Origin of the sequence: Dactylosporangium sp. NBC_01737 (genome assembly GCF_035963215.1) — a bacterium.
Classification (GTDB): domain Bacteria; phylum Actinomycetota; class Actinomycetes; order Mycobacteriales; family Micromonosporaceae; genus Dactylosporangium.
This window is the reverse complement of the sequence record NZ_CP109153.1, coordinates 5,324,751-5,346,715: the sequence shown is the minus strand read 5'-3', so window position 1 is coordinate 5,346,715 and position 21,965 is coordinate 5,324,751. Positions and strand designations below refer to the sequence as shown.

General features: G+C 72.3%; 20 protein-coding genes and 2 riboswitches. Of the genes, 11 read left to right on the top strand and 9 right to left on the bottom strand.

From position 1 onward, the window contains the following. Positions 1-83 precede the first annotated feature (83 nt). Together OHA72_RS24085 and OHA72_RS24080 are read left to right on the top strand one after the other, a co-directional pair. A complete protein-coding gene (locus tag OHA72_RS24085; protein WP_327010041.1) occupies positions 84-506 on the top strand; it encodes a helix-turn-helix domain-containing protein in 423 nt (140 codons plus the stop codon). Positions 507-611: 105 nt separating this feature from the next. Continuing rightward, positions 612-2,015: a coiled-coil domain-containing protein gene (locus OHA72_RS24080; RefSeq protein ID WP_327010040.1), complete on the top strand. Its 1,404-nt coding sequence runs from the start codon at positions 612-614 to the stop codon at positions 2,013-2,015. On the opposite strand, the gene OHA72_RS24075 is transcribed toward OHA72_RS24080, so the two are convergent. Then, positions 1,928-2,458, bottom strand: coding sequence for a hypothetical protein (locus OHA72_RS24075; protein ID WP_327010039.1), 531 nt, complete (start codon positions 2,456-2,458; stop codon positions 1,928-1,930). The genes OHA72_RS24080 and OHA72_RS24075 overlap by 88 nt on opposite strands. A 68-nt stretch (positions 2,459-2,526) precedes the next feature. Between OHA72_RS24075 and OHA72_RS24070 the strand changes: the two genes are divergently transcribed. After that, positions 2,527-2,769, top strand: a complete 243-nt coding sequence (locus OHA72_RS24070; RefSeq protein ID WP_327010038.1) for a hypothetical protein — start codon at positions 2,527-2,529, stop codon at positions 2,767-2,769. 122 nt (positions 2,770-2,891) lie between these two features. Here OHA72_RS24070 and OHA72_RS24065 read toward each other — a convergent pair whose 3' ends face one another. Then, positions 2,892-3,845, bottom strand: a complete 954-nt coding sequence (locus OHA72_RS24065; RefSeq protein WP_327010037.1) for an ARPP-1 family domain-containing protein — start codon at positions 3,843-3,845, stop codon at positions 2,892-2,894. Further along, positions 3,845-5,143 (bottom strand): vWA domain-containing protein, encoded by a 1,299-nt coding sequence (locus OHA72_RS24060; protein ID WP_327010036.1) that lies wholly within the window; start codon positions 5,141-5,143, stop codon positions 3,845-3,847. The genes OHA72_RS24065 and OHA72_RS24060 overlap by 1 nt, the downstream gene beginning before the upstream one ends. A gap of 113 nt (positions 5,144-5,256) precedes the next feature. Between OHA72_RS24060 and OHA72_RS24055 the strand changes: the two genes are divergently transcribed. The 3 genes from OHA72_RS24055 to OHA72_RS24045 all read left to right on the top strand — a co-directional run bounded on the left by OHA72_RS24055 (position 5,257) and on the right by OHA72_RS24045 (position 7,841). Then, positions 5,257-5,742, top strand: a complete 486-nt coding sequence (locus OHA72_RS24055; protein WP_327010035.1) for an RNA polymerase sigma factor — start codon at positions 5,257-5,259, stop codon at positions 5,740-5,742. Next, the gene (locus tag OHA72_RS24050; RefSeq protein ID WP_327010034.1) at positions 5,739-6,788 is read left to right on the top strand and encodes a hypothetical protein; all 1,050 of its coding nucleotides are present in this window, start codon (positions 5,739-5,741) and stop codon (positions 6,786-6,788) included. Before OHA72_RS24055 ends, OHA72_RS24050 begins: the two co-directional genes overlap by 4 nt. 195 nt (positions 6,789-6,983) lie before the next feature. After that, positions 6,984-7,841 (top strand): condensation domain-containing protein, encoded by an 858-nt coding sequence (locus tag OHA72_RS24045; protein ID WP_327010033.1) that lies wholly within the window; start codon positions 6,984-6,986, stop codon positions 7,839-7,841. A 487-nt stretch (positions 7,842-8,328) separates the two neighbouring features. Here the strand turns inward: OHA72_RS24045 and OHA72_RS24040 are convergent, their stop codons facing one another. Further along, entirely contained in the window at positions 8,329-10,146 is a 1,818-nt protein-coding gene (locus tag OHA72_RS24040; protein ID WP_327010032.1) for a DUF6311 domain-containing protein, read from the bottom strand. Positions 10,147-10,360: 214 nt separating this feature from the next. Here OHA72_RS24040 and OHA72_RS24035 point away from each other — a divergent pair, with 214 nt between their 5' ends. Beyond that, complete coding sequence (locus OHA72_RS24035) at positions 10,361-11,014, top strand: methyltransferase domain-containing protein (protein WP_327011652.1); 654 nt, start codon at positions 10,361-10,363, stop codon at positions 11,012-11,014. Between the two features lie 13 nt (positions 11,015-11,027). Here the strand turns inward: OHA72_RS24035 and OHA72_RS24030 are convergent, their stop codons facing one another. From OHA72_RS24030 to gcvT, 4 genes are read right to left on the bottom strand one after another with little or no spacing between them, the layout of a single operon-like run. Then, positions 11,028-11,921, bottom strand: coding sequence for a hypothetical protein (locus OHA72_RS24030; RefSeq protein ID WP_327010031.1), 894 nt, complete (start codon positions 11,919-11,921; stop codon positions 11,028-11,030). A gap of 24 nt (positions 11,922-11,945) precedes the next feature. Next, a complete protein-coding gene (locus OHA72_RS24025; RefSeq protein ID WP_327010030.1) occupies positions 11,946-13,292 on the bottom strand; it encodes an L-serine ammonia-lyase in 1,347 nt (448 codons plus the stop codon). 5 nt (positions 13,293-13,297) lie between these two features. After that, complete coding sequence (gcvH, locus tag OHA72_RS24020) at positions 13,298-13,657, bottom strand: glycine cleavage system protein GcvH (RefSeq protein ID WP_327010029.1); 360 nt, start codon at positions 13,655-13,657, stop codon at positions 13,298-13,300. A 5-nt stretch (positions 13,658-13,662) separates the two neighbouring features. After that, complete coding sequence (gcvT, locus tag OHA72_RS24015; protein WP_327010028.1) at positions 13,663-14,721, bottom strand: glycine cleavage system aminomethyltransferase GcvT; 1,059 nt, start codon at positions 14,719-14,721, stop codon at positions 13,663-13,665. A gap of 53 nt (positions 14,722-14,774) precedes the next feature. Further along, positions 14,775-14,892: riboswitch (glycine riboswitch) on the bottom strand. Beyond that, positions 14,893-14,986, bottom strand: a riboswitch (glycine riboswitch). Positions 14,987-15,226: 240 nt separating this feature from the next. Between gcvT and OHA72_RS24010 the strand changes: the two genes are divergently transcribed. The 3 genes from OHA72_RS24010 (at position 15,227) to OHA72_RS24000 (ending at position 19,064) form a co-directional block, all read left to right on the top strand. Then, positions 15,227-16,576, top strand: a complete 1,350-nt coding sequence (locus tag OHA72_RS24010) for a glycoside hydrolase family 10 protein (RefSeq protein ID WP_327010027.1) — start codon at positions 15,227-15,229, stop codon at positions 16,574-16,576. Between the two features lie 242 nt (positions 16,577-16,818). After that, the gene (locus tag OHA72_RS24005) at positions 16,819-17,829 is read left to right on the top strand and encodes a lytic polysaccharide monooxygenase auxiliary activity family 9 protein (RefSeq protein ID WP_442788741.1); all 1,011 of its coding nucleotides are present in this window, start codon (positions 16,819-16,821) and stop codon (positions 17,827-17,829) included. Positions 17,830-17,921: 92 nt separating this feature from the next. Further along, positions 17,922-19,064: an amidohydrolase family protein gene (locus OHA72_RS24000; protein ID WP_327010025.1), complete on the top strand. Its 1,143-nt coding sequence runs from the start codon at positions 17,922-17,924 to the stop codon at positions 19,062-19,064. Positions 19,065-19,199: 135 nt separating this feature from the next. Here OHA72_RS24000 and OHA72_RS23995 read toward each other — a convergent pair whose 3' ends face one another. After that, on the bottom strand, positions 19,200-20,627 hold the full coding sequence (locus tag OHA72_RS23995; RefSeq protein WP_327010024.1) for a cellulase family glycosylhydrolase: 1,428 nt from the start codon (positions 20,625-20,627) through the stop codon (positions 19,200-19,202). Between the two features lie 194 nt (positions 20,628-20,821). Here OHA72_RS23995 and OHA72_RS23990 point away from each other — a divergent pair, with 194 nt between their 5' ends. Beyond that, entirely contained in the window at positions 20,822-21,469 is a 648-nt protein-coding gene (locus OHA72_RS23990; protein WP_327011651.1) for an FHA domain-containing protein, read from the top strand. The last annotated feature ends 496 nt before the right edge of the window (positions 21,470-21,965 follow it).

The following is a 21,965-nucleotide window of genomic DNA, read 5'->3' as shown; positions in this document are numbered from 1 at the left end:
ATCGTCCATAAATCTGAGCTTATGATGGAGATTTCCATCGCGGGGGTGCGATTGTCAAGCGTCGCTACGTTGCAGGAGGCAAGGTGACCCTCGCAGAGAAGCTCAACCGGCTGTTCGGCACGGTCCACCCGCCGGGCCGCGGCGAGTACAGCTACGAGGAGGTCGCCGCCGCCATCCGCGAGCGGGGGGTGATGATCTCCCATACGTACATCTGGCAGCTGCGCAAGGGCGCCCGGGACAATCCGACCAAACGCCACCTCGAGGCACTCGCCGAGTTCTTCGGCGTCAATGCCGCATATTTCCTGGACGACGAGGCCGCCCGCCGCATCGACGAGCAGCTGGAACTGCTGGCCGCGCTGCGGGACAACGCGGTGCGCACCATGGCGCTGCGCGCCGCCGGGCTGTCGGGCCCGAGCCTCGAGGCCATCCACGGCATGATCGAACATGCCCGCAGGATCGAGGGCCTTCCGGACGATCCACCGACCGCGGATGTGGTGCGAAACTGACACGCCGGGCGGGGTGTTGGCCCGGCGGCGCGCGACGGTAGCGTTGCGCCAGATCGCGAGCGCGATGGTATGGAGGGTTGGCACATGTCCCAGGGCGGAGAGCTGTTGACAGCTCGAGAGGATTCCGGCGCTCGGCCGGCCTTCAAGGTCGCGCTGCGGGGGTACGACCAGGGACAGGTCGACCAGTATCTGGCGAAACGGGACAGGGAGCTCGGGCAGCTCGCCGCCGAGCGCCGGCGGATCGAGGCGGACCGGCAGGACCTCGACACCCGGCTGCGGTCGATGCAGGCGCAGCGCCAGCAGCTGCAGGCCGAGATCAACGAGCTGCGGGAGCGGCCCGCGCAGGTCGACAAGGCCTCGTTCCGGCACCTGGGGCCGATGGTCGACGACATTCTCGCGCTCGCGGAGAAGCAGGCCAACCAGATCACCAGCACCACCCAGGAGCGCGCCGCCAAGCACCAGGCCGAGGCGGAGAAGGTCCTCGCCGAGGCCCGCGAGCTGGCCGCCAAGACGCTGCAGGACCTCGAGGACGAGCTGGCGAAGCGCCGCGCCGAGGAGCAGCAGGCCTATGACGAGCGCCGCGCCGCCGCGCAGGGCGAGCTCGCCGAGATCCGTGAGCTGGCCGAGCGGCTGCGGGCCAACAGTGAGGCCGCGCAGCAGCGCGCCGAGCAGGAGGCCAACCGGATCAACGAGCAGAGCGCCGCGCAGATCAAGCACACCCAGGCGCAGGCGAAGGCGCTCCTGGAAGCGGCCCACCTCAAGATCCAGCAGGAGATCGAGGCGGCCCGCAACCAGACCCAGCAGGAGCTGGCCCAGTGGAAGGCCGCCGCCGAGAAGGAGATCGCCGACGTCAAGGCCGGCGCCGAGCAGGAGATCGCCGCGCACCGCGAGCAGGTCGAGGAGGAGCTCGCCGGCCAGCGCACCAGCCTCGAGGAGGAGCTCACCGGCCTGCGCCGCCGCGCCGAGGAGCAGAACGCCCAGGCCCAGCACCAGCTCGCCACCGTCCAGCGTGAGATCCAGGCCCGCCGGCAGGCGCTGACCCAGCTGCAGGCCGAGCTGGAGAGCAACCAGCAGCGCCTGGCCCAGACCCGCCGTGAGGGCGCGACCGCCGAGCGTGAGGTCGTGCAGTTCCAGCAGCGCCTGAAGGAGACCCGCCAGGACCTGGCCGAGGAGATGGGCCGCCTCGAGGAGGCCCGCTCCGCCGCCGAGTCCGCGGAACGGCACGCCAAGGAGGTCCGCGCCCGCGTCCAGCGTGAGGCGAAGCGCGTCGCGGACCTGGCCGCCGCCGCCGTCATGGCGGCTGCCGCGGGCGGCGAGACCGGCGAATACGCCAAGATCCCGGTGCGCACCCCGGCGGAGCGCGCCGCGGAGCAGCAGCGCGTCGTGGACCAGCAGCGCCTCGCCGAGCAGGAGCCGGGCGGTCAGCCGCAGCCGGTGGCCACCCAGCAGGGCACCCAGCCGGTCGCGGTGCACCCCTCACCGGCCAGCCCGTCGCGATCAACCCGCTGACCGGGCAGCCGCTCGGCGCCCGCCCGGGCGCGGCGCAGCCGGCCGCGGCGGCCGAGGACAGCGGGCCCGAGGAGGAGCAGGCCGAGGACAGCCGCTCCGGCGAGCACGCACCCCTCGCGGAGCAGGCCCGCGACGACAGCACCGGCGAGCGCGGCTCGCTCGGCGCGCAGCTGCGCGGCAGCAACGGCCACGGCGACAGCCGCACCGGCGAGCACGGCCCGCTCGGCGAGCAGGGCCGCGGGCGCGGCGAGCAGAGCAGGCCGGGCGAGGCGGCACCGCGCAGCCTGTTCGAGCCGCGCACGCCCGCGCACGAGACCCCGGCCGACGACGATCGGCCGAGCACCGGCACCGGCCACGGCAACGGGTTCGCCCGGCACTCCTCGGAGCCCGCCGTCCCGGCCCAGCGCGACGGCCAGCGCGAGGCCGACGCCAACCGCTGACACCTGACACCCGTCAACCCGAAGGACCGCACCGGTCCTTCGGGTTGTCTGGTTTCGGTAGCATCCGCGCGATGGGAACCATGGTGGCGTTCGACTCGGCCGAGCTGCTGCTGCAGCGGGAGGACCAGCCGGCCGCCCTCGCCGCGCTGCGCGCGCACCTGCGGGACTGCCCCGGCGACCTCGAAGGCGACACCCCCATGCGACGCTGCGCGCCGCACGCAAGCCGGGCCAAGGACGCCGGAAGGCGCCACCCCCGCCGGGGTGGCGCCTTCGTGGCGATCGCGGGTCGTGTGGCCAGCGCCCTGTCGACATAAAGGCCGCTTTTATTTAGCGACTGTGCCCCGATCTGGAATCGGGGGGCCTGTCGGCCGGGCCTGACGCAGTCCCGCAATACCTTGTATTCAACCGGTTCCCGGGTGCGGCCGGCAACCGGTTTTCAGGCCGCCGCCGCGAACAGCGACGCGTACACCAGACGCGAGCCGTCGGTGACCACCTGGCCGCCGACCGCCTCACCGGTCACAGTGGACAGTCGCAGGTCGAGGTAGCGCTCCTCCTCGACCAGGTCGCCCGGCTGCCACGCGGCGCGCGCCAGCCAGTCACCCACCTCGTCCGCCACCGAGCGGCGCCGCGCCTCCAGGGCGGTGCGCAGCCCGTCGAGGGAGTCGACGTCGAACGCGGCGTCCATCGCAGCGGACGGGCCGGGCGCGGCGAACCACGCGGCCGGGCCGTAGGCGAAGCACACCAGGGCCATCCAGACCTCGGCGAAGTACACCGGGTCCGGCGCGATCTCCATCCCGGCGAGGCTGTCGCCGACGAAGAACAGCGCGCCGAGCTGCCCGTCGAGGAGCTCCAGGCGGCTCTGGTACTGGGTGAGCACCGCCCGCTTGCGGGTCAGCACCTGCTCCAGGTGACCGCGGGCCGGCAGCCCATGACGGGCGTTGAAGCCCGCGATGTCGCCCCAGAGCTTGCTGTACTGGCTGGTCCCCCGCAGCCGCAGCGCCGCGGCGCGCAGCTCCACCGGCAGGATGAAGAACCACTGGTCCCGCTCGGCCAGGTAACCGCCCTGGCTCTCCTGGACGCAGCAGGCGTCGTCGAAGCGCAGCGTCTGGCCCGCGGCGATGAACGCCGAGCGGCACAGCGCGTGGTTCTGCGCGGAGTCCTGGATGTAGCCGACGTGCAGCGGCACGATCGCCACCCCGGCGTCGGCGGGGTTGGTCAGTTCGACCTGGCCGTACGTGACGACCCGGCTGAGCTTCAGCCCGCTGCGGGGCGGCGCGACACCTGGGTACGCCGGCCCGAAGACCGGCACCATGGTGAGCGCCCCGGCCCGTTGCGGCGGGCCGAGCCGGTAGCCGGTGGTGTCCACCCCGGCGGGAACCGGCAGGTTCATCACGATCCTCCTTCCAACGTGAGCGAGGCGGCGGCGAGGCGGCGGCGCAGTTCCGCGACGATCCACCGGTCCGCCGCGGCACCGTCCACATGGGACAGCATCCACAGCACCAGCGGCGCCAGGTCGTCGCCGTGCCAGAACGTGCGCTGCGGCAGCAGCGGCGCGGGCCGGCGCAGCGTCAGGTCGTCGGCGTGGCCGAACGTGGCCTGACAGAACAGGACCGGCGTGCGGACCCCCACCCGGGGCAGGGTCGCGGTGACCCGCGCCAGGTCGCCGGGGTGGACGTTCTCGTAGCCGTCGGAGGCGACGGCTACGACGTCCGGCGCGACCGGGCCCGACAGCGCGTCCAGCACGCCCGTGGCGAGGTCGGTCGCCCCGCCGGGACGGCCGTGCGCGCCGCCGACCGGGACCACGACCAGCCGGGCGCAGACCCGGTCCAGCACCCGGCGCAGCGCGGCGACCTGCGACGCGACCGCCCACTCGCGGTCGCCGTAGCCGCGCATCGAGGCGGAGTCGTCCAGCACCAGCGCGACGGTGCCGTCGTAGCGGGGCATCCCGGCGACGGTCTCGTCGGTGTACCGGGCGACCGCGGGCAGCAGCTCGTCGCTCGGCCCGCCGCGCAGCAGGTGCACGAGCGTCGCGGCGAGGTCGCCCCGGTTGGTCGCGGTGACCGTCTCCGGCCGCTGCGCGGTCAGGTCGAGGTCGCCGGCGGCCGGTGGGAGCGCGACGAGCGCGGTGGCGTCGCCGTGCCGGTACAGCGCCGGCACCCGCTGCGACGCGGCCGCGGAGCGCAGCAGCGCGTGGTGCGGGCGGGCGCCGCGGCGCAGGGCGTCGACGCAGGCGCGGGCGGTGGCCCGGCCGAGGGCGTGCTCGAAGCAGTCCTGGGCGACGCCACGGCGGGCCTGCGCGAACTGCGCCGCGTGCGGGTGCTCCAGCAGCACCGTCAGCACGGTCCGGGTGACGTGCCTGTGGTTGGCCCGGCGCCGGCGTACCGCGAGCAGCACGCTCAGCACGTCCGCCGGGGCGAGGCCGAGCGCGAGGACCCGGGTGACCCGCGCGAGGGTGTCCCGGGTGGCGTCGTCGAGCCCGGCGCGGGAGGCGAGCAGCAGCCGCAGCAGCACCCGGGCCCGCTGCGGCGCGAGGACCCCGGGCGTGAGCGCCGTCAGCGCGTACCGCTGCGGGTCGGCGGCGTACGCCTCGGCGTGCACGGCCTCGTCGTCCCACACCACGGCACCGGTGCGCGGCACCCGCAGCACGGTGTCGTGCCGCTGCAGATGGAGCACGAACTGCACGGTCATCGTCGTTCCTCCTCCCGGAACAGGGGTCACCGCCAGGGTCGCACCGCGAAATTCAGTGGAACGAATGCTTTTCCGTATGCAACCGGCGACCCTCGAGGGGCGTGTTCCTGGGCATGGCAGACGCCGACACGTTCGCGGAGTTCTACCGGGACACCTACCGGGGCCTGGTAGCGCAACTCGTCGCGTACACGGGTGACCTCGGCGAGGCGCAGGACGTGGCGCAGGAGGTGTACGTGCGGGCCTGGGCGCGCTGGCGGCGGATCGGCACCTACGACGACCCGCGGGCATGGGTGAGCCGGGTCGGGCACAACCTCGCCATCAGCCGGTGGCGCAAGGCCCGCACGGCCGTGGCCGGCTGGGCGCGGCACGGGCCGCCGCCGCCGGTCCCCGAACCCGGCGGCGACACCCTGGACCTGGTCGCTGCGCTGCGGCGGCTGCCGGAGCCGCAGCGCCGGGCCCTGGTCCTGTACCACCTGGGCGGGTTCGCGGTCGCGGAGATCGCCCGGATGGAGGGCGCGCCGGAGAACACCGTGAAGGCCCGCCTGGCCCGCGGGCGGCAGGCCCTGGCCCCGATGCTGACCACAGAGGTGACGACATGACCGCCGACGCCGAGCACGAGGCTGTCGACCAGGCGTTCCGGGCCCTGCGGGCGCGGGTCGACGCGGCCGCGGCCGGTCCGCCCGCCGAGCGGATCGAGGCCCGGGGGCGCCGGCGCCGCACGGGGCACGTGGTCCTCGCCGGTCTGACCGTCCTCGCGGTCCTCGCCGGTGGCTGGACGATCACCCGCGACCTGGACCGCGACGCGGCGCCGGAACCGCCCGCCGTGCCGCCGGCGACACCCGCCCCGCCGGCGCCGACCGGCACCCGGCTGGACCGGATCCCGCCCGGCTTCCTCGCCGGCGAGACCGGTGCCGAGCAGGTCATCGACCACCACGACTTCCAGGCCGACTGCTTCGGGCAGCCGGTGACGCGCCGGGCCATGACCGAGGTCGACGGCGAGCAGGAGCGGCGCAGGCAGCTGAACCAGGCCCTGTACGTGTACCGCGACGAGGACGCCGCGAAGGCGGTCATGCGCGACCTGCGGCCGAAGCTGCAACGGTGCAGCGGCTTCGACGGCGCGGGCGTGCTGGAGCCGGTGAGCAGCCCGGCCCTGGGCGGCGAGGCCCTGTCGATCACGGTCGCGCTGCCCGCCGACGGCGCCGGCGAGCAGACCGGGCAGCCGTTCCGGTTCCTGGTCGTGCGGGTCGGTTCGGCCGTCGCCGAGTTCGGCGGCATCGTGCGCACCCCCGAGACGGTCGACCGTGCGGCGGCGCTCATCCCCCGCCTGTGCGTCTTCGGCCCGGGGTGCCCGCCGCGGTACGCGACGCCGATGACACCGTCGTCGAACGGGGCCGAGGCGTGGGCCGCCGTCGCCGGCGTCCACGAGACCGGGACCCGGCGGCCGCCGGGGAACGAGCAGGCGGGCGTGCTCGCCACGCTCGGCTACCGGGCGGTGGTCGTGCCGCTGACGTGCGACCTGGGCGCCGCCCCGGCGCTCGGCGTGACGGCGGCGGGCAACAGCTACTCCGTCGTGTACTTCACCTCACGACAGGACGCGGAGACGCTCGGCCTGCCTGTCGTTCGGGTCCAAACGTACTGCCTCTGAGCGGTGCCGGGCGACGCGGCCGCCGAGACCGCGAGCCACCCGCGAAGGTTCGTCACCGCATGCCATCGGCACCCCCGCCGGGACTTGAGGACCGTACGGTGCCCTGCATATACAGCTTCGCGACGCCGTCGACATTGCGTCCGGCGGTGCACGAGACTCGGGCTGGGTCGTCGGCGACACGGGGTGGGAGCGGGCATGACGGTGGCACAGCTGTGGGCGGACCGGCGTTCGGAGGTCGCGTTCAGCGGCGGCAGGGCCGGTTCGGGGCCCGCGACGTGGGGGCAGCAGGCGATCTGGGATGTGGTGCGCAACCTCGGGACCGACGCCGCCCGCTACAACGTCTCCGGCGGCCTGCCGCTGCCCTCGCCGGTCCCGGCGGGCCGGGTCGAGGCGGCGGTCCGGGACCTGGTGCTGCTGCACGAGTCGCTGCGGACCCGGCTGCGCACCACCGGCGACGGCCGGGTCGAGCAGGTCGTGCACGCCGCCGGCGGCATCCCGCTGGTGACCCGCGCGGCGGGCCCGGACACGGTCACCCCGACCGCGTACGCGCTGCGCGACGAGCTGCTCGCGGTGCCGTTCGACGCCGAACGGGAGTGGCCGCTGCGGGTCGGTGTCGTGCAGGCCGGCGGCGACGCCCACTACGTCGTGTTCTTCCTGTCCCACACCGCCTCCGACGGCTGGGGGCTGCGCAACCTGCTCGCCGACTTCGCCGCCCTCCTGCGCGGCCCCCTGCCCGCCCGGGACCTGCTGCAGCCCCTGGAGGAGGCGGCGTTCCAGACGTCGGAGCGGGGCCGGCGCCGCGACGCCGCCGCCCGCCGGTCGTGGCGGAGAAGCTGGGCCGCGGCCCGGCGAGCCTGTTCCCGGCGCGGGCGGGCCGGCCGCCGGCGGCCACGTTCCCCAACGCGGTGCTCAACTCCCCCGCGCTGGGCCTGGCCCTGGACCGGGTCGCGGGCTCGCTGGCGGTCAGCCCCGCCGCGGTCGTCCTCGCCGCGGCGGCCGCGTCGGCGGCCCGCATCACCGGCGTCGGCGAGGCCGTCTTCCAGGTCGTGGTGAACAACCGGTTCCTGCCCGGCATGGCCGGCGGCGTGACGACGATCGCCCAGGAGGGGCTGTTCCACCTGACCGGCACCGGCGGCGCGGACTTCCCGGACCTGGTCCGCCGGACCTTCGGCGCCGCCCTGTCCGCGCAGCGCCACGCGTACTACGACAAGCTCGCCCTCGACCGTGACGTCGCGGCCCTCGAGCACCCCGGCGACCACTCCTGCTTCGTCAACGACCAGCGGGGCCTGATGCCGGCGCTCGGTTTCGCCCCGCCGGCCCCGGCGCCGCTGCGGGAGGCGCTGACCCGCACGACGCTGACGTGGCCGGTGGAGCACGAGCCGCGCCGGGGCGTGTCGTTCGCCCTGGACGCCCAGGACGCGCCGGGCGCCCTGGAGCTCGCGATGACCGCCGACAGCGCGCTGCTGCCCCGTGCGGACATGGAGACGTTCCTGTACACGATCGAGGAACTGATCGTCAGCCACGCCGCCGGTGGCTGACGTCAGACCTTCCAGACCCAGACGTCCACGACGTGCTCGCCGGGGCCGAACAGCATGTCGGCGGTCTGCCGGATGGCGTCGCTGTTGCCGTGCCCGTCGGCGAGGATGATCCGGTCCGCCTTCCAGTACGCCAGGTCGGCCTTGGCCTGCGCCACGTACTCGGGGCCGAGCTGCGGCACGACGCCGTCGGTGCCGACCTGGCCGAGCAGCGACCAGGTCTGCGGGTAGGTCGGGCCGAACATGGCCTTGTGCTCCGGGTCGTTCGGGTCCGGCGCGAGGAAGTACCCGCCGGCGATCTTGAAGTTGATGCGCGTGTCGACGGACCAGCGCATCGCGTCGAGGCCCTCCCACCAGCCGCCGGGGATGACCACGACCGTGGCCTGCTCCGGGACGTGCTGCCGCCACACGCCGCTGCTGAAGAAGATCGGCGCGGCGGGCCGCTCGTTCGTGGGCTGCGGCGTCGGGATCAGCGGCAGCAGCGCCATGGCGAGCGCCGCCGTCCACAGCCAGCGGCCGGCGGCGGGCAGCGGCTCGTCGTCCTCGTCGCGGCGGGGCTCGACGGGCGGTTCGGCGGCGAACGACCCCTCGACGGGCGGGGCGTCGGCCGCGACGGCCTGGGCCGTCTCGGTGCGGGTGACCGGCCCCGCGACGATGAACCGGTCGACGAGGATGGCCAGGAGCACCCCGACGAGGGGTGTGACGACGAGCGCGACCCGGGTCGGCACCACGGAGTCGAACAGCGGCAGGTCGACCAGGAAGCGCCACGGGCCGTGCCAGGTGGTCTCCTCGCCCTTGTACCGCACGACCGGTCCGAGCGACAGCGCCGCGAACACGACGGCGGTCACGAACAGCGCCCGCGCGGCCCGGTGGTGCCACAGGGCCGCCGCGGCGGCCGGCAGGAGCAGCAGCAGCGGCCAGCCGAAGAACGTGTTCTCCTCCGTGGGCCCGCCGAGCTTGTCGATCTGGGTGACGTCGCCGAGGATCGAGCGGCGGCTGAAGTTGTAGAACCCGGCGAAGTCGGCGCTGAAGCCGTGCACGAAGTCGGGCAGCCCGTGGTACGCCTGCGGGCCGGCGAACTGGTGCCACAGCGGGTAGGCCATGACGGCGCCGGCGGCCAGGGCGGTGACGCCGAGCGCCGGCAGCGCGGCCCTCGCGGCCGGCAGCATCTCGCTGGGCCGCAGGAACACCAGCAGGAACACCAGCAACGCGAACGCCGCGAGGAACAGGACCTCCTCGTTGATGAAGCACTGGTAGACGACGAGACCGGCGAGCACGAGACCCTTGCGGACGGTGTTGCCGGGTTCACGCATCCGGAACACGGCACACAGGATCAGCGGGATCATGAACTGCCCGGCGATGTTGGGGTGCCCGGTCGTCTGCGACACCATCGCGGGCCCGAACCCGCAGAACAGCGCGCCCAGGTACGCTGCCGTCCGGGACCGCACGACCTCGCAGCGCAGCAGCATGAAGAACCACGCGATCGCCGTGGCGGCGGGTGCGATGGTGCTGATGAGGGCGAACGTGACCGGCGCGCCGAACAGCAGCGTGATCGGGGCGAGCGGCAGGGCGAGCCCGAGGATGGACGTGTTGGCCATCAGATTCACGCCCAGTGGCGCGTTGAGCTGGTCGGTGAGGATCGGGGAGTCACCATGGGTGAACAGGCGCGCGGCGTGCGTGAGCACCCACTCGAAGAACACCTGGTCCTGGTTGTTGTCCGCGAGCATCCTCGTCTGCGGTGCCGCCCACAGATGGTGGAACAGCACGACGGAGAAGACCACGTAGCTCACGACGACAAGCGCGTTCTTTCCGCCGGTTTTCACGGGTGAGACCATAGCTGGACCCCTGCCCATGGCGCACGCTCTGGCCCCAGAGCATCGACGCCTATAAACTACGCCAATTCCGGATAACATGATCAGATCGTTGGATCGCCGAGCTACCGAGGAGAACGCCGTGCCACCTGGAGGCGATCGGGATCGCAGTCCGGAGATCCTCGGTGACCAGCTCATCCAGTCCGAGGTCCTCGAGGGCCTGGCGATGGCGAAGAATCATCGCAAGTGGTTCGTCGCGTTCGCGACGCCGTTTCTCGGCGACGACCCGATCGAGGTCAGCGCGGGCCTGGGCGACTACGCGGCGGAGTGGCTGGAGCACGCGCCGCGGATGACGGTGACCGAGGCCGACCCGGACCGTCTGCTGGCGCTCAAGGAGCGCTTCTCCGGCAACCGTGAGGTCGCGATCCGTGAGCTGATGCTGCCGAGCGAGATCACCGCCGAGCACAGCGCCGCCGTGTCCTACAACGTCCTGGAGCACATCGAGGACCACCTCGGCGCCCTGCAGACGATGCGTTCGCTGGTCCGCCCCGGCGGCTACGTGATCATCGTGGTGCCCGCGTTCCCGTTCGCGATGGGCCCCGCCGACATCGCGACCGGCCACGTGCGCCGGTACACCCGCAAGACCATGCGGGAGGTCCTGCTCGCGGCGGACCTGGAGATCGAGAAGTTGCACTACGCCAACTCGCTGGGCCTGATCGGCTACTACGTGTCGACGTGCCTGCTGCGGCAGAAGCCGGGTCCCGGCCTGATGGTGAAGTTCTACGACTCGACGGTAGCGCCGATGACACGCTTCGCCGAACGCTTCGTCACCCCGCCCTTCGGCCAGTCGGTGATCGCCATCGCCCGCCGCCCTGCCTGAAACTTTCTCTTTTTTACCGCAAACTTCGGGGGCTGGCGGCGGCGAGCCATCCGGCCGGGTCGTCGGTGGCGATGGGGTACCCGTACGTGAGGTCCGCGTGGCCGGACGACACGGTGTCCTGCGCCCACAGGCGTTCGCACAGCGAGCAGCGGTACACGGCCAGCCACCGCGCCGGGTCGGCGGCCACCTCCTCGAGCAGCGGCAGGATCCGGGTCCAGTTCCCGGCCAGCCGCACCGCCTCCCACCGGGCGCCCGGCGCCTCGAGGCGCTCGTGCCGGCACCCGCAGACCAGGGGCTCGGCCAGGTAGCCGAGCCGCCGCGCCCACGCCAGGACCCTGGCCGTCTTCCGCCGCGACCGCCACCCTCTCCCCCGCCGCGTGTGCTGCCACACGAGCGTGCCGGTGTCCACGTCCGGGTGCACCAGCGCGCACGCGAGGGCCTCGTGCGCGTCGTACGGCCCGGCATACGCCCGCTGCGCCGCCCGCTGCACCACGTCGCCCGGGTACAGCCGCTGCCGGGCCAGGGCCAGCCGGGCGAGCTTCGTGACGGTGCTCGGGAACAGCCCGTGCGCCACCGGCTCCCCCGGCACGCCGAGCGCCAGCCACCGGACGGTCCCGACGAGCCGCTCCGGCACCGGCGGCACGTCCCCCGCCGGCGGGAACCATGCCCGCAGGTACGTCAGGAGCTCCTGCGCCCCCGGGTCGTGGCCGAGCGCCGCCCGCACCAGCGTCAGCAGCCGCGGTCCGGCGGCCACCCCGGCGAGGATCAGCCGATCGAGTGACAGCTCCCGCACGACCGCCCACGCCGCCGTGGGGTCGGCCACGTCGAGGGTCCGGTAGCCGGTGTCCCGCGGCCGCAGCTCGGCAAGCTCCCGGGCAACCTCGCCGCCGTCAAGGACCCGATCCACCGCCCCAGTCTCCCACCGGCGCCGTCAGCATTCGATGACCGTCACGGCCAGTCCACCGCGGGCGGTCTCCTTGTACTTGACGGACATGTCGCGGCCGGTGTCGCGCATGGTGCGGATGGCCTTGTCGAGGGTGACCTTGTGGCTGCCGTCGCCGTTGAGGGCGAGCCGCGCCGCGTTGATCGCCTTGACGCTGGCGATGGCGTTGCGTTCGATGCAGGGGATCTGGACGAGGCCGCCGACGGGGTCGCAGGTGAGGCCGAGGTTGTGTTCGAGGCCGATCTCGGCGGCGTTCTCGACCTGTCCGGGGGTGCCGCCGAGGACCTCGCACAGCCCGGCGGCGGCCATCGCGCACGCGGAGCCGACCTCGCCCTGGCAGCCGACCTCGGCGCCGGAGATGGAGGCGTTGCCCTTGATGAGGATGCCGACGGCGGCGGCGGTGAGCAGGAACCGGGCGACGCCGTCGTCGGTGGCGCCGGGCACGAACCGCGTGTAGTAGTGCAGGACCGCGGGGATGATGCCGGCGGCGCCGTTCGTGGGGGCGGTGACGATCCGGCCGCCGGAGGCGTTCTCCTCGTTGACGGCGAGGGCGAAGAGGTTCACCCAGTCCAGGACCCGCAGCGGGTCCTCGGTGCCGTCGTCCGCCTTCAGGTCGCGGTACAGGGCCGGTGCCCGGCGGGGTACGCGCAGCCCGCCGGGCAGGACGCCTTCCCGGTCGCAGCCGCGTTCGACGCAGGCCTGCATGACCGACCACAGGTGCAGCAGGCCGGCGCGGGTGTCGGCGTCGGGGCGCCACGCGCGTTCGTTGGCGTACATGACGTCGCTCACCGGCAGCGACAGTTCGCGGCACAGGGCGAGCAGTTCACCGCCGGTGCTGAACGGGTGCGGCAGGACCGTGGTGTCCGCGACGATGCCGGTGTCGCCGACGACGAAGCCACCGCCGACGGAGAAGTACGTGCGCTCGGCGAGCAGCTCGCCGGCACCGGACCAGGCGTGGAAGCGCATGCCGTTGGGGTGTTCGGGCAGCGACCTGCGGCGGTGCAGGACGACGTCGTTGTCGCTGTCGAACGGCACCTCACGGCCGCCGGACAGCCGCAGCCGGCCGGTGCGGCGGATGCCGGCGACGCGTTCGTCGGCGGTGTCGGTGTCCACGGTCGCCGGGTCCTCGCCGAGGAGCCCGAGGACGACGGCCTTCGCCGAGCCGTGGCCGTGGCCGGTGGCGCCGAGCGAGCCGAACAGCTCCGCCTGCACCCGCCCGACCTCAAGGGTGTCCAATGTGGACGCGAAGCGGTGGGCGGCGCGCATCGGGCCGACGGTGTGCGACGAGGACGGGCCGATGCCGACGGAGTACAGGTCGAACGCGCTCAACGCCACCGCGCTCACCCGGCCAGGGCGGTGTAGGCGGCCGCGTCCAGCAGGTCCGGGGTACCGGTGACGGCGAGCTTGAAGAGCCAGCCCCGCTCGTACGGGTCGTCGTTGACCAGGCCCGGCTCCTCGGCGAGCGCGGCGTTGACCTCGACGACGGTGCCGTCGGCCGGGGCGAGCAGCTCGCTGACGGACTTCGTCGACTCGATCTCGCCGCACGGCACGCCGGCGGTGACGGTGGCGCCGAGGTCGGGCAGCCGCACGTACACGATGTCGCCGAGCGCGTCGGCGGCGAACGCGGTGATGCCGACCCGCCCGTCGTGCAGCCATTCGTGGTCGCGGGTGTAGGACAGGTGCGGCGGGATCGCGGGCATGATGCTCACCTCTGCGGGGAGTAGAAGGGCAGCGCGACGACGTCGGCGTCGGCACCGGTACCGCGGACGTCGACGGCGAGGCGGGTCCCCGGCGCCGACACGCCGACGGGGACGTAGGCCATCGCGACGGGGTGGCCGAGGGTCGGGGAGAGCGCGCCGCTGGTGACCGCGCCGACCTGGGCGCCGGTCGCGGGGTCGAGGACCGGGTAGCCGCGCCGGGGCGCGCGGCGGGTGCCGGTGACGAGGCCGACGAGGACGTCGGCGGGGCCTTCGGCGCGCTGGCGGCGCAGGGCGGCGGCACCGACGAAGTCGCTCTTGTCGAACGCGACGACCCGTTCCAGACCGGCCTGCAGCGGCGTGACACGGACGGACAGTTCGTGGCCGTACAACGCCATCCCGGCCTCCAGACGCAGCGTGTCGCGGCACGCGAGTCCGGCCGGCGACGGGCCGCGCGCGAGCAGCGACTCCCACACCGCCACGGCGTCGCCCGGCCGGCAGTACACCTCGAAGCCGTCCTCGCCCGTGTACCCGGTCCGCGCGAGCAGCACACCCCGGCCGGCGACCGTGAAGTCCCGGATCGCGTAGTACCGCAACGGTCCCGGGTCGAGCATCGCCGCGGCTGCGGGTCCCTGCACCGCGATCAGCGCCCAGTCCGCGGACGCGTCGCGGACCCCGACCCCGAAGCCGTCGGCGTGCTCGCGCAGCATCGCGAAGACGACGGCGGTGTTCGCCGCGTTCGCCACGACCAGGTAGCGGCGTTCGGCGAGCCGGTAGACGACGAGGTCGTCGAGGACGCCGCCGTTGTCGTGGCAGAGCATGGTGTACCGGGCCCGCCCGGCCGCCAGGGTCGACAGCCGGCCGACGAGCGCGTGGTCGAGGAAACGGCCCGCGTCGGCGCCGGTGACCTCGATCTCGCCCATGTGGGACAGGTCGAACAGGCCGGCGGCGCGGCGCACGGCGTGGTGCTCGGCGAGGTCACCGGTGTAGCGCAGCGGCATGCGCCAGCCGGCGAAGTCGGTGAAGGTGGCACCCAGATCGCGGTGCACATCGAACAACGGCGTCACGTGAGGCTCCCTGGGTCGCAGATGCCGTCACGGGACGGCACCCGGCTGGGTGACCTCCCCGCTCTGTCATCGGAACCTGAGAGCTTCACCGCCACCGCCCGGCGGGATGCCGACGTGGACGGTTTGCACCGTTGGCGCAGGACAGGTTTCGTCCTGACTTTCCAGAGTCGCCTGACCGCGGCGGTACCTGTGCCTGAGAGATTCTGGGGAGAACATTGCTCCTTCGGCGCCCCGGTGGTGCCGGGGGCTCTCCCGTCGCGGGTCGTGCAGCGCGATATGTGGTTGTGATCCAGGACCGTATGACCCGCCGCACCGCCGCGTCAAGCACGCCCCGCGCTGCAACTTTCACACATCAATTTTCGAAACTCGCCGCCCGCGCCGCCGCACGCTGCACCGACGCCGCCACCTGGAACCGGTGCGCCGCGGGGCGGGTCCGCCGGGGTTGCATTGATCGATGCTGGTCGAGTTCCCCGCCGAACATGTTTCGAAAACGAAGGGCGTTGTGATGGACAGGAATCGAAAACGGGCGCTGGGTGCCGCCGGTGCGGGTGCCGTCGCGGTGGCGGTGGTGCTGGGTGTGGTGTCCACGGCCGCCGCGGCCGGGTCGACCTTGCACGCCGCCGCGGCGGATCGGGGCCGGTACTTCGGTACGGCGGTTGCGGCGTACAAGCTCAGTGACTCGGTGTACAGCACGATTCTGGATCGTGAGTTCGGGATGGTGACGCCGGAGAACGAGATGAAGTGGGATGCGACGGAGCCGTCGCAGGGGTCGTTCTCCTACGGCTCGGCGGATCAGATCGTGGCGCATGCGCAGGCGCACGGTCAGCGGGTGCGTGGGCATGCGCTGGCGTGGCATCAGCAGCAGCCGGGCTGGGCGCAGAACCTGTCGGGGACGGCGTTGCGTAACGCGATGGTCAACCATGTCACGCAGGTCGCGACGCATTACAAGGGCAAGATCTATGCGTGGGACGTGGTGAACGAGGCGTTCGCCGATGGTGGTGGCGGCGGGCGGCGTGACTCGAGCCTGCAGCGGACGGGGAATGACTGGATCGAGGTGGCGTTCCGTGCGGCGCGGGCCGCGGACCCGGCCGCGAAGTTGTGTTACAACGACTACAACACCGATGGGCAGAACGCGAAGTCCAACGCCGTGTATGCGATGGTGTCGGATTTCAAGGCTCGTGGGGTGCCGATCGACTGTGTGGGGTTCCAGTCGCATTTCAACAGTGCGAGCCCGGTCCCGTCGGACTATCAGGCGAATCTGCAGCGGTTCGCGGACCTGGGCCTGGACGTGCAGATCACCGAGCTGGACATCGAGGGCTCCGGCAGCGCCCAGGCCGACAACTACCGCCGGGTCACCGAGGCCTGCCTCGCGGTGAGCCGGTGCACCGGGATGACTGTGTGGGGTATCCGTGACAGCGACTCGTGGCGTGCCTCGGGCACCCCGCTGCTGTTCGACGGCAACGGCAACAAGAAGGCCGCGTACACCAGCACCCTGACCGCCCTCGGCGGCGGCGGACCCACCTCCAGCCCGCCGAGCAGCCCGCCGGTGAGCAGCTCCTCCCCGCCGGTCCCGTCCGGCGGCTGCACCGCCACCGCGTCGGTCAACCAGTGGCAGGGCGGGTTCGTCGTCACCGTCAGGGTCACCGCCGGCTCCGGCGGCACCAACGCATGGACCGTCACCATGCCACTGCCCAGCGGCATCACCGTCACCAACTCCTGGAGCGTGACCCGCAACGGCAACACGTTCACCAACGTGTCCTACAACGGCCACATCAACCCCGGCCAGTACACCGAGTTCGGCCTCCAGGCCACCGGCACCGCCGGCACCCTCACCCCCACCTGCGCCGCGAGCTGACCCCGACCGGCGGGCCCGCTCCCGGGAACGGCGTCCCGGGGCGGGCCCGCCTTGCATTCACAGTGATCCATGCCGCAGGTATCATGGACGCGGGAGCCGTACAGCGCCGCGGACAGCCTCTGAGCTGCACCGCAGGCGCCGCCATGGACACAACTCGTATCGACGTGACGGAGCTCCCTGTGCAACTTTCAGCCCGTACCAGACGGCTCGCCATCGGCGCGGCCGCCATCCTCACCGCGGCCATGGCCGCGGTCGTCGTCGCCCAGAGTCCCGCCTCGGCGCACGGCTCGATCACCGACCCGCCGTCGCGCAACTACGGCTGCTGGGCCAGATGGGGCAGCGACTTCCAGAACCCGAACATGGCCCAGACCGACCCGATGTGTGCCCAGGCGTGGCAGGCCAACCCGGACACCATGTGGAACTGGAACGGCCTCTACCGCGAGGGCGTCGCCGGTAACCACCAGGCCGCCATCCCCGACGGCCAGCTCTGCAGCGGCGGCCGCACCCAGAACGGCCGGTACGCGTCCATGGACACCATCGGCGCGTGGGTCGCGGCGACGAAGCCGAACACCTTCACCATGACCCTCACCGACGCCGCCCAGCACGGCGCCGACTACCTGCGGATCTACATCACGAAGCAGGGGTTCGACCCGACGACCCAGCCGCTGACGTGGGCGAGCCTCGAACTGGTCAACTCGACCGGCCGGTACGCGCCGGCGCCGCAGTACCAGGCGCAGGTCAACGCCGGGTCCCGGACCGGCCGGCACGTCATCTACACCATCTGGCAGGCCAGCCACCTCGACCAGTCGTACTACTTCTGCAGCGACGTGATCTTCACCGGCGGGACCGGCCCGACCGGTAGCGCCTCCCCGTCGTCGCCGTCGTCCTCCCCGAGCCGCAGCACCAGCCCGAGCGCCAGCGCCAGCCCGAGCCGCAGCACCAGTGTCCCGCCCGGTGGCTGCACCGCCACGTACGCCAAGACCAACGAGTGGTCCGGCGGCTTCGGCGCCAACGTCACCGTCACCGCCGGCGGCGCCGGCACGAACGGCTGGACGGTCAAGCTGACCTGGGCCAACGGGCAGACGATCACATCGTTCTGGAACGCGACGATCACCTCTGCCGGGGGCGTCTCGACCGCCGTGAACGCGAGCTACAACGGCAAGCTGAGCGCCGGCCAGTCCACCAGCTTCGGCTTCAACGGCGCCTGGTCCGGCACCAACACCGCACCGGCGGTCACCTGCACCGCCACCTGACTTGCCAGCACATCACTTTCGAGATAGCTTTTTGAAAAGCTTTCTCGGAGGTGTACGTGCACCGTCAGGTTCTTGTTCAACACGCTCACGTCGTGCCCGGCAGCGGTCCCGAGCTGCCGGGCACCGACGTGCTCTGCACCGACGGCGTCATCACCGCCGTCGGTCCCGGGCTCGCGGCCCTGGCCGCCCCCGGCTGCGAAGTGCTCGACGCGACGGGTCTGACCGTCACCGCCGGGTTCGTCGACGCGCACCGACACGTGTGGCAGGCGGCGCTGCGCGGTACCGGCGCCGACATGCCGATGTCACGGTATTTCGCGGAGATCCTCGGCACCGCCCTGGCCGCGCTGTCGCCCGCCGGCGCGTTCGAGGCGACGGCGCTCGGCGCGGCCCTCGCGCTGAACGCCGGGATCACCACCGTCTTCGACTACAGCAACGCGACCCGCTCCCCCGAGCACACCGACGCGGTCGTCGACGCCTTCGACGCCTCCGGGATCCGCGCCGTCGTCGGTCATGGCGCGCCTCCGGCGACGGCCGACGTCCGGCGGCTCGCGGGCCGCACCGGACGGGTGACGGGCGCGCTGGCGATCCTCGGCCCCGAGTACGACGACTGGGACACCGCACTCGCGCAGCTCGCGTTCGGCCGGGACCTCGGGCTCATGGTCTCCGCGCACGTGGGCGGCGGCTGCGTGCGGCGGCTGCACGACGCCGGGCTGCTCGGCCCCGACCTGCAGCTGGTCCACCTCAACGCGGTCACCGCCGACGACGCGAAGCTCCTCGCGGCGTCCGGCACGGCGGTGGTGGTGACGCCGACGGTGGAGGCGGTGATGGGGCACGGCGCGTCCGCGTACGGCAGGCTCACCGACGCCGGGGCCCGCCCCGCGTTCGGCGCCGACGTCGTCATCAACAACCCGCCGGACCTGTTCGAGCCGCTGCGGGACACGCTGCGCACCGCCCGGCTGCGGACGCGGTCGGCGTCGGTGCCGGCGGCCGCGGACCTGCTGCGGGCGGCGACGATCGACGGCGCCCGGGCGGTCGGTCTCGGCGACGTGATCGGCACGGTCGAGGCCGGCAAGCGGGCGGATCTGCTGCTCCTGGACGGCCTCGGGCATCTGCGCGGCGACCGGGCGGGCGCGGTCGTGTCGTGCCTCACCGCCGCCGACGTGCGCACGGTGCTCGTCGACGGTCACGTGGTGAAGCGGGACGGGCAGTTGCTCACCCGTCCCGCTTCGTCATGATGCTTCGTGCGTCTTTCTCTTGCTTCTGTCTTTTGCTTCTTCGTGCTTCTTCGTGCTTCATCGTGCTTCATCGCGCTTCATCGCGCTTCATCGCGCTCTTCGCGCTCTTTCGTGCTCTTTCGTGCTTCTTCGTGGTCAGAAGTTGTCGGCGGTGCGGATCCGGCCGCGGACCCACGCGCCGGAGGTGCTCAGCGACGACGAGTTGGTCCAGCTGCCCGCCGCGCACGTGCCCGGGTTGAACGCGGCGCTGCTCTCGTTCGCGTCCGAGTACGTCCAGTTCGCGTAGCTGATCTTCTTCGAGTCGAGCAGGTCGAGCCACGCGGTGCTGCTGTTCAGGTCGACGTTGCCGCCGCCGGTGGCGCTGACCGTGCCGAACTCGGTCACGAACAGCGGCAGCCGGCCCGCCGCCCGCGACACCACGCTGCGGTAGTTGTCCCCGTGCGACGCGGCGTAGAAGTGGAACGCGTACATGATGTTCGACGCGTTCACCGGGCTCGACACGATCTCGTTCTCGTCGGCGCCGTTGGACACGCCCAGCGACGACCAGCCGCGGGTGCCGACGATGACGACCGCGTCGGGGTCGTTGGCCCGGATGACCGGGATGACCTGCTCGGCGTACGACTTGATCGACGCCCACGAGACGCCGTTGGGCTCGTTGGCGATCTCGTAGATGACGTTCTTCTTGTTCGCGTTGCGGGCCGACACGGCCGCGAAGAACGTCTTGGCCCGGTCCAGGTTGTAGTTCGGGTCACCGGGCGTCAGCGTGTGGAAGTCGATGATCGCGTACAGGCCCTTGGACTCCGCCAGGTCGACGTAGCCGTTCACCTGGTTGGTGAAGCCCGACGGGTTCGTCTCGTAGCCCTGCTCCTGCACGTACATGGCGATGCGCAGCAGGTCGGCCTTCCAGTCGTCCGCGAGCGCGGAGACCGACGCGTTGTTGACGCACGAGGCGAACCACTGGATGCCGTGGGTGCTCATGCCCCGCAGCTGGATCGCCTTGTTGTTCTGGTTGCAGAGATTGACCCCGCACACGTGCAGCTGCCCGTTCGCGGCCAGTGGCGTACCACCCTGCGGCGGCGTGCTCGGGCTCGTGCTGGTGGACGGGCTGCTCGACGGGCTCCTTGACGGCGTGGGACTGTTCGTCACCGTGCCGGTGCAGGTCACGCCGTTGAGCGTGAACGTCGCCGGCGACGGGTTGCTGCCCGTCCACGTACCGTTGAATCCGATGCTCGTCGAAGCGCCGGTCGCAAGGCTGCCGTTGTAGTCGAGGCTGCGGGCCGTGACGGTGGTGCCGCTCTGACTGTAGGTCGCCGACCAGCCCTGCCCGACCTTCTGCCCCGCGTCCGCGAACGTGAAGCCGAGCGTCCAGCCGTTCACGGCGTCGCCGAGGTTGGTGACCGTGATGTTCCCGGTGAACCCGCCCGGCCACTGGTTCGCCGTGTACGCGACGCGGCAGCCGCTCGCCGCCGAGGCGTTGACGGCGGGCAGGACGATGATCCCGGTGACCGCGAGGGCGGAGGCGGCGCCCACCGCGAGGAGTCCACGTTTGTGCAAGACCTTCATGACCGGCGATCCTGGGCGCTCCCCGACAGTGACGCCAGTCGCAGCGATGTCCCGGGACTCCCCTGACCTGGTCCTTTCCGCAGGTCAGCGCATTGTCACGGTGATTGTCGGCACCACGACGCCGATGAAACGTTCATGGGCGCTACCGTTGAGGCGTGAGCGGTCTGCAGCGGTTCGAGAAGCGCCTCGAAGGCATGGTCGAGGGTGCTTTCGCAAAGGTGTTCAAGGGCGTCGTCCACCCCGTGGAGATCCTCAACGCCATGCAGGGCGAGGCCAACGCCGGCAAGTCCGGCCTGCCCGGCGGCCGCATCCTGGTGCCCAACCGCTATGTGATCGTCCTGTCCCCCGCCGACCACGACCGGCTCTCGCCCTACGCCGCCGCCCTCGCCCGCGAACTCGCCCAGTCCCAGGCGGAGTACATCGGCGAGCAGGGCTGGGCCGTCTACGGCGACATCCTCGTCGAGGTCTCCCGCGGCGAGACCCTGGAGACCGGCCTGTTCCGCGTCGACGCACAGGTCTACACCGGCGCCGACCAGCGCACCCGCCGCGGCCCCGACAGCGGCGTGCGCCTCATCACCGACGACGGCTCCGCCCACGCCGTGCAACGCGGCAGCACCGTCATCGGCCGCGGCGAGCAGGCCGACCTGCGCCTCGCCGACACCGGCGCCTCCCGCCAGCACGCCCGCCTCGACTTCGACGGCACCCGCCTCACCCTGACCGATCTCGGCTCCGCCAACGGCTCCCGCGTCAACGGCCAGAAGGTCACCTCCGTCACCGTCAACCCCGGCGACGAGATCGTCATCGGCACCACCCGCCTGTCGGTCCGCGTCGACAGTCACTAGCTTCGGCGCGGCAGGCCGCGCGACGGCCGGGGGATTCTCACCCCGGACCCCCAATGCGCCGCAAGCGGCGCACTGCCGCGCTGCGCGCTGGCAGGGATCCGCTCACGCGAGCAGCCCGGGGGTCGGCCTCCGCCGCCCCGCCGATGTCTGCGGCCGTTCCACCGGAAGATCCGATCGCAGAGCGGATCTTCCCCGATGATCGAAGGCCCAGGCTGGCTGCCCGGACGACCCCGGCCATCCTTCGATCATGGCGGCGAGATCAAATCCACGGCCGCACGGCGAGGCCGGCACTCGGTCACACCCAAACCGGCGATCACCACCCGGCGCGTAACGCCCACAGCGAACACGGCACGATGTGGGCCTCTCAGACCCCTGCCCCAGTCGACCTCCGCCGCTTGAGTCGCCGATCATGAACAGAACGCCCGGAGAACCGGTCTACGATGGGTGACGAGTCCGTTCGATGGTTTGCACGGCGGAGCTAGGGTGCAATGAAGCA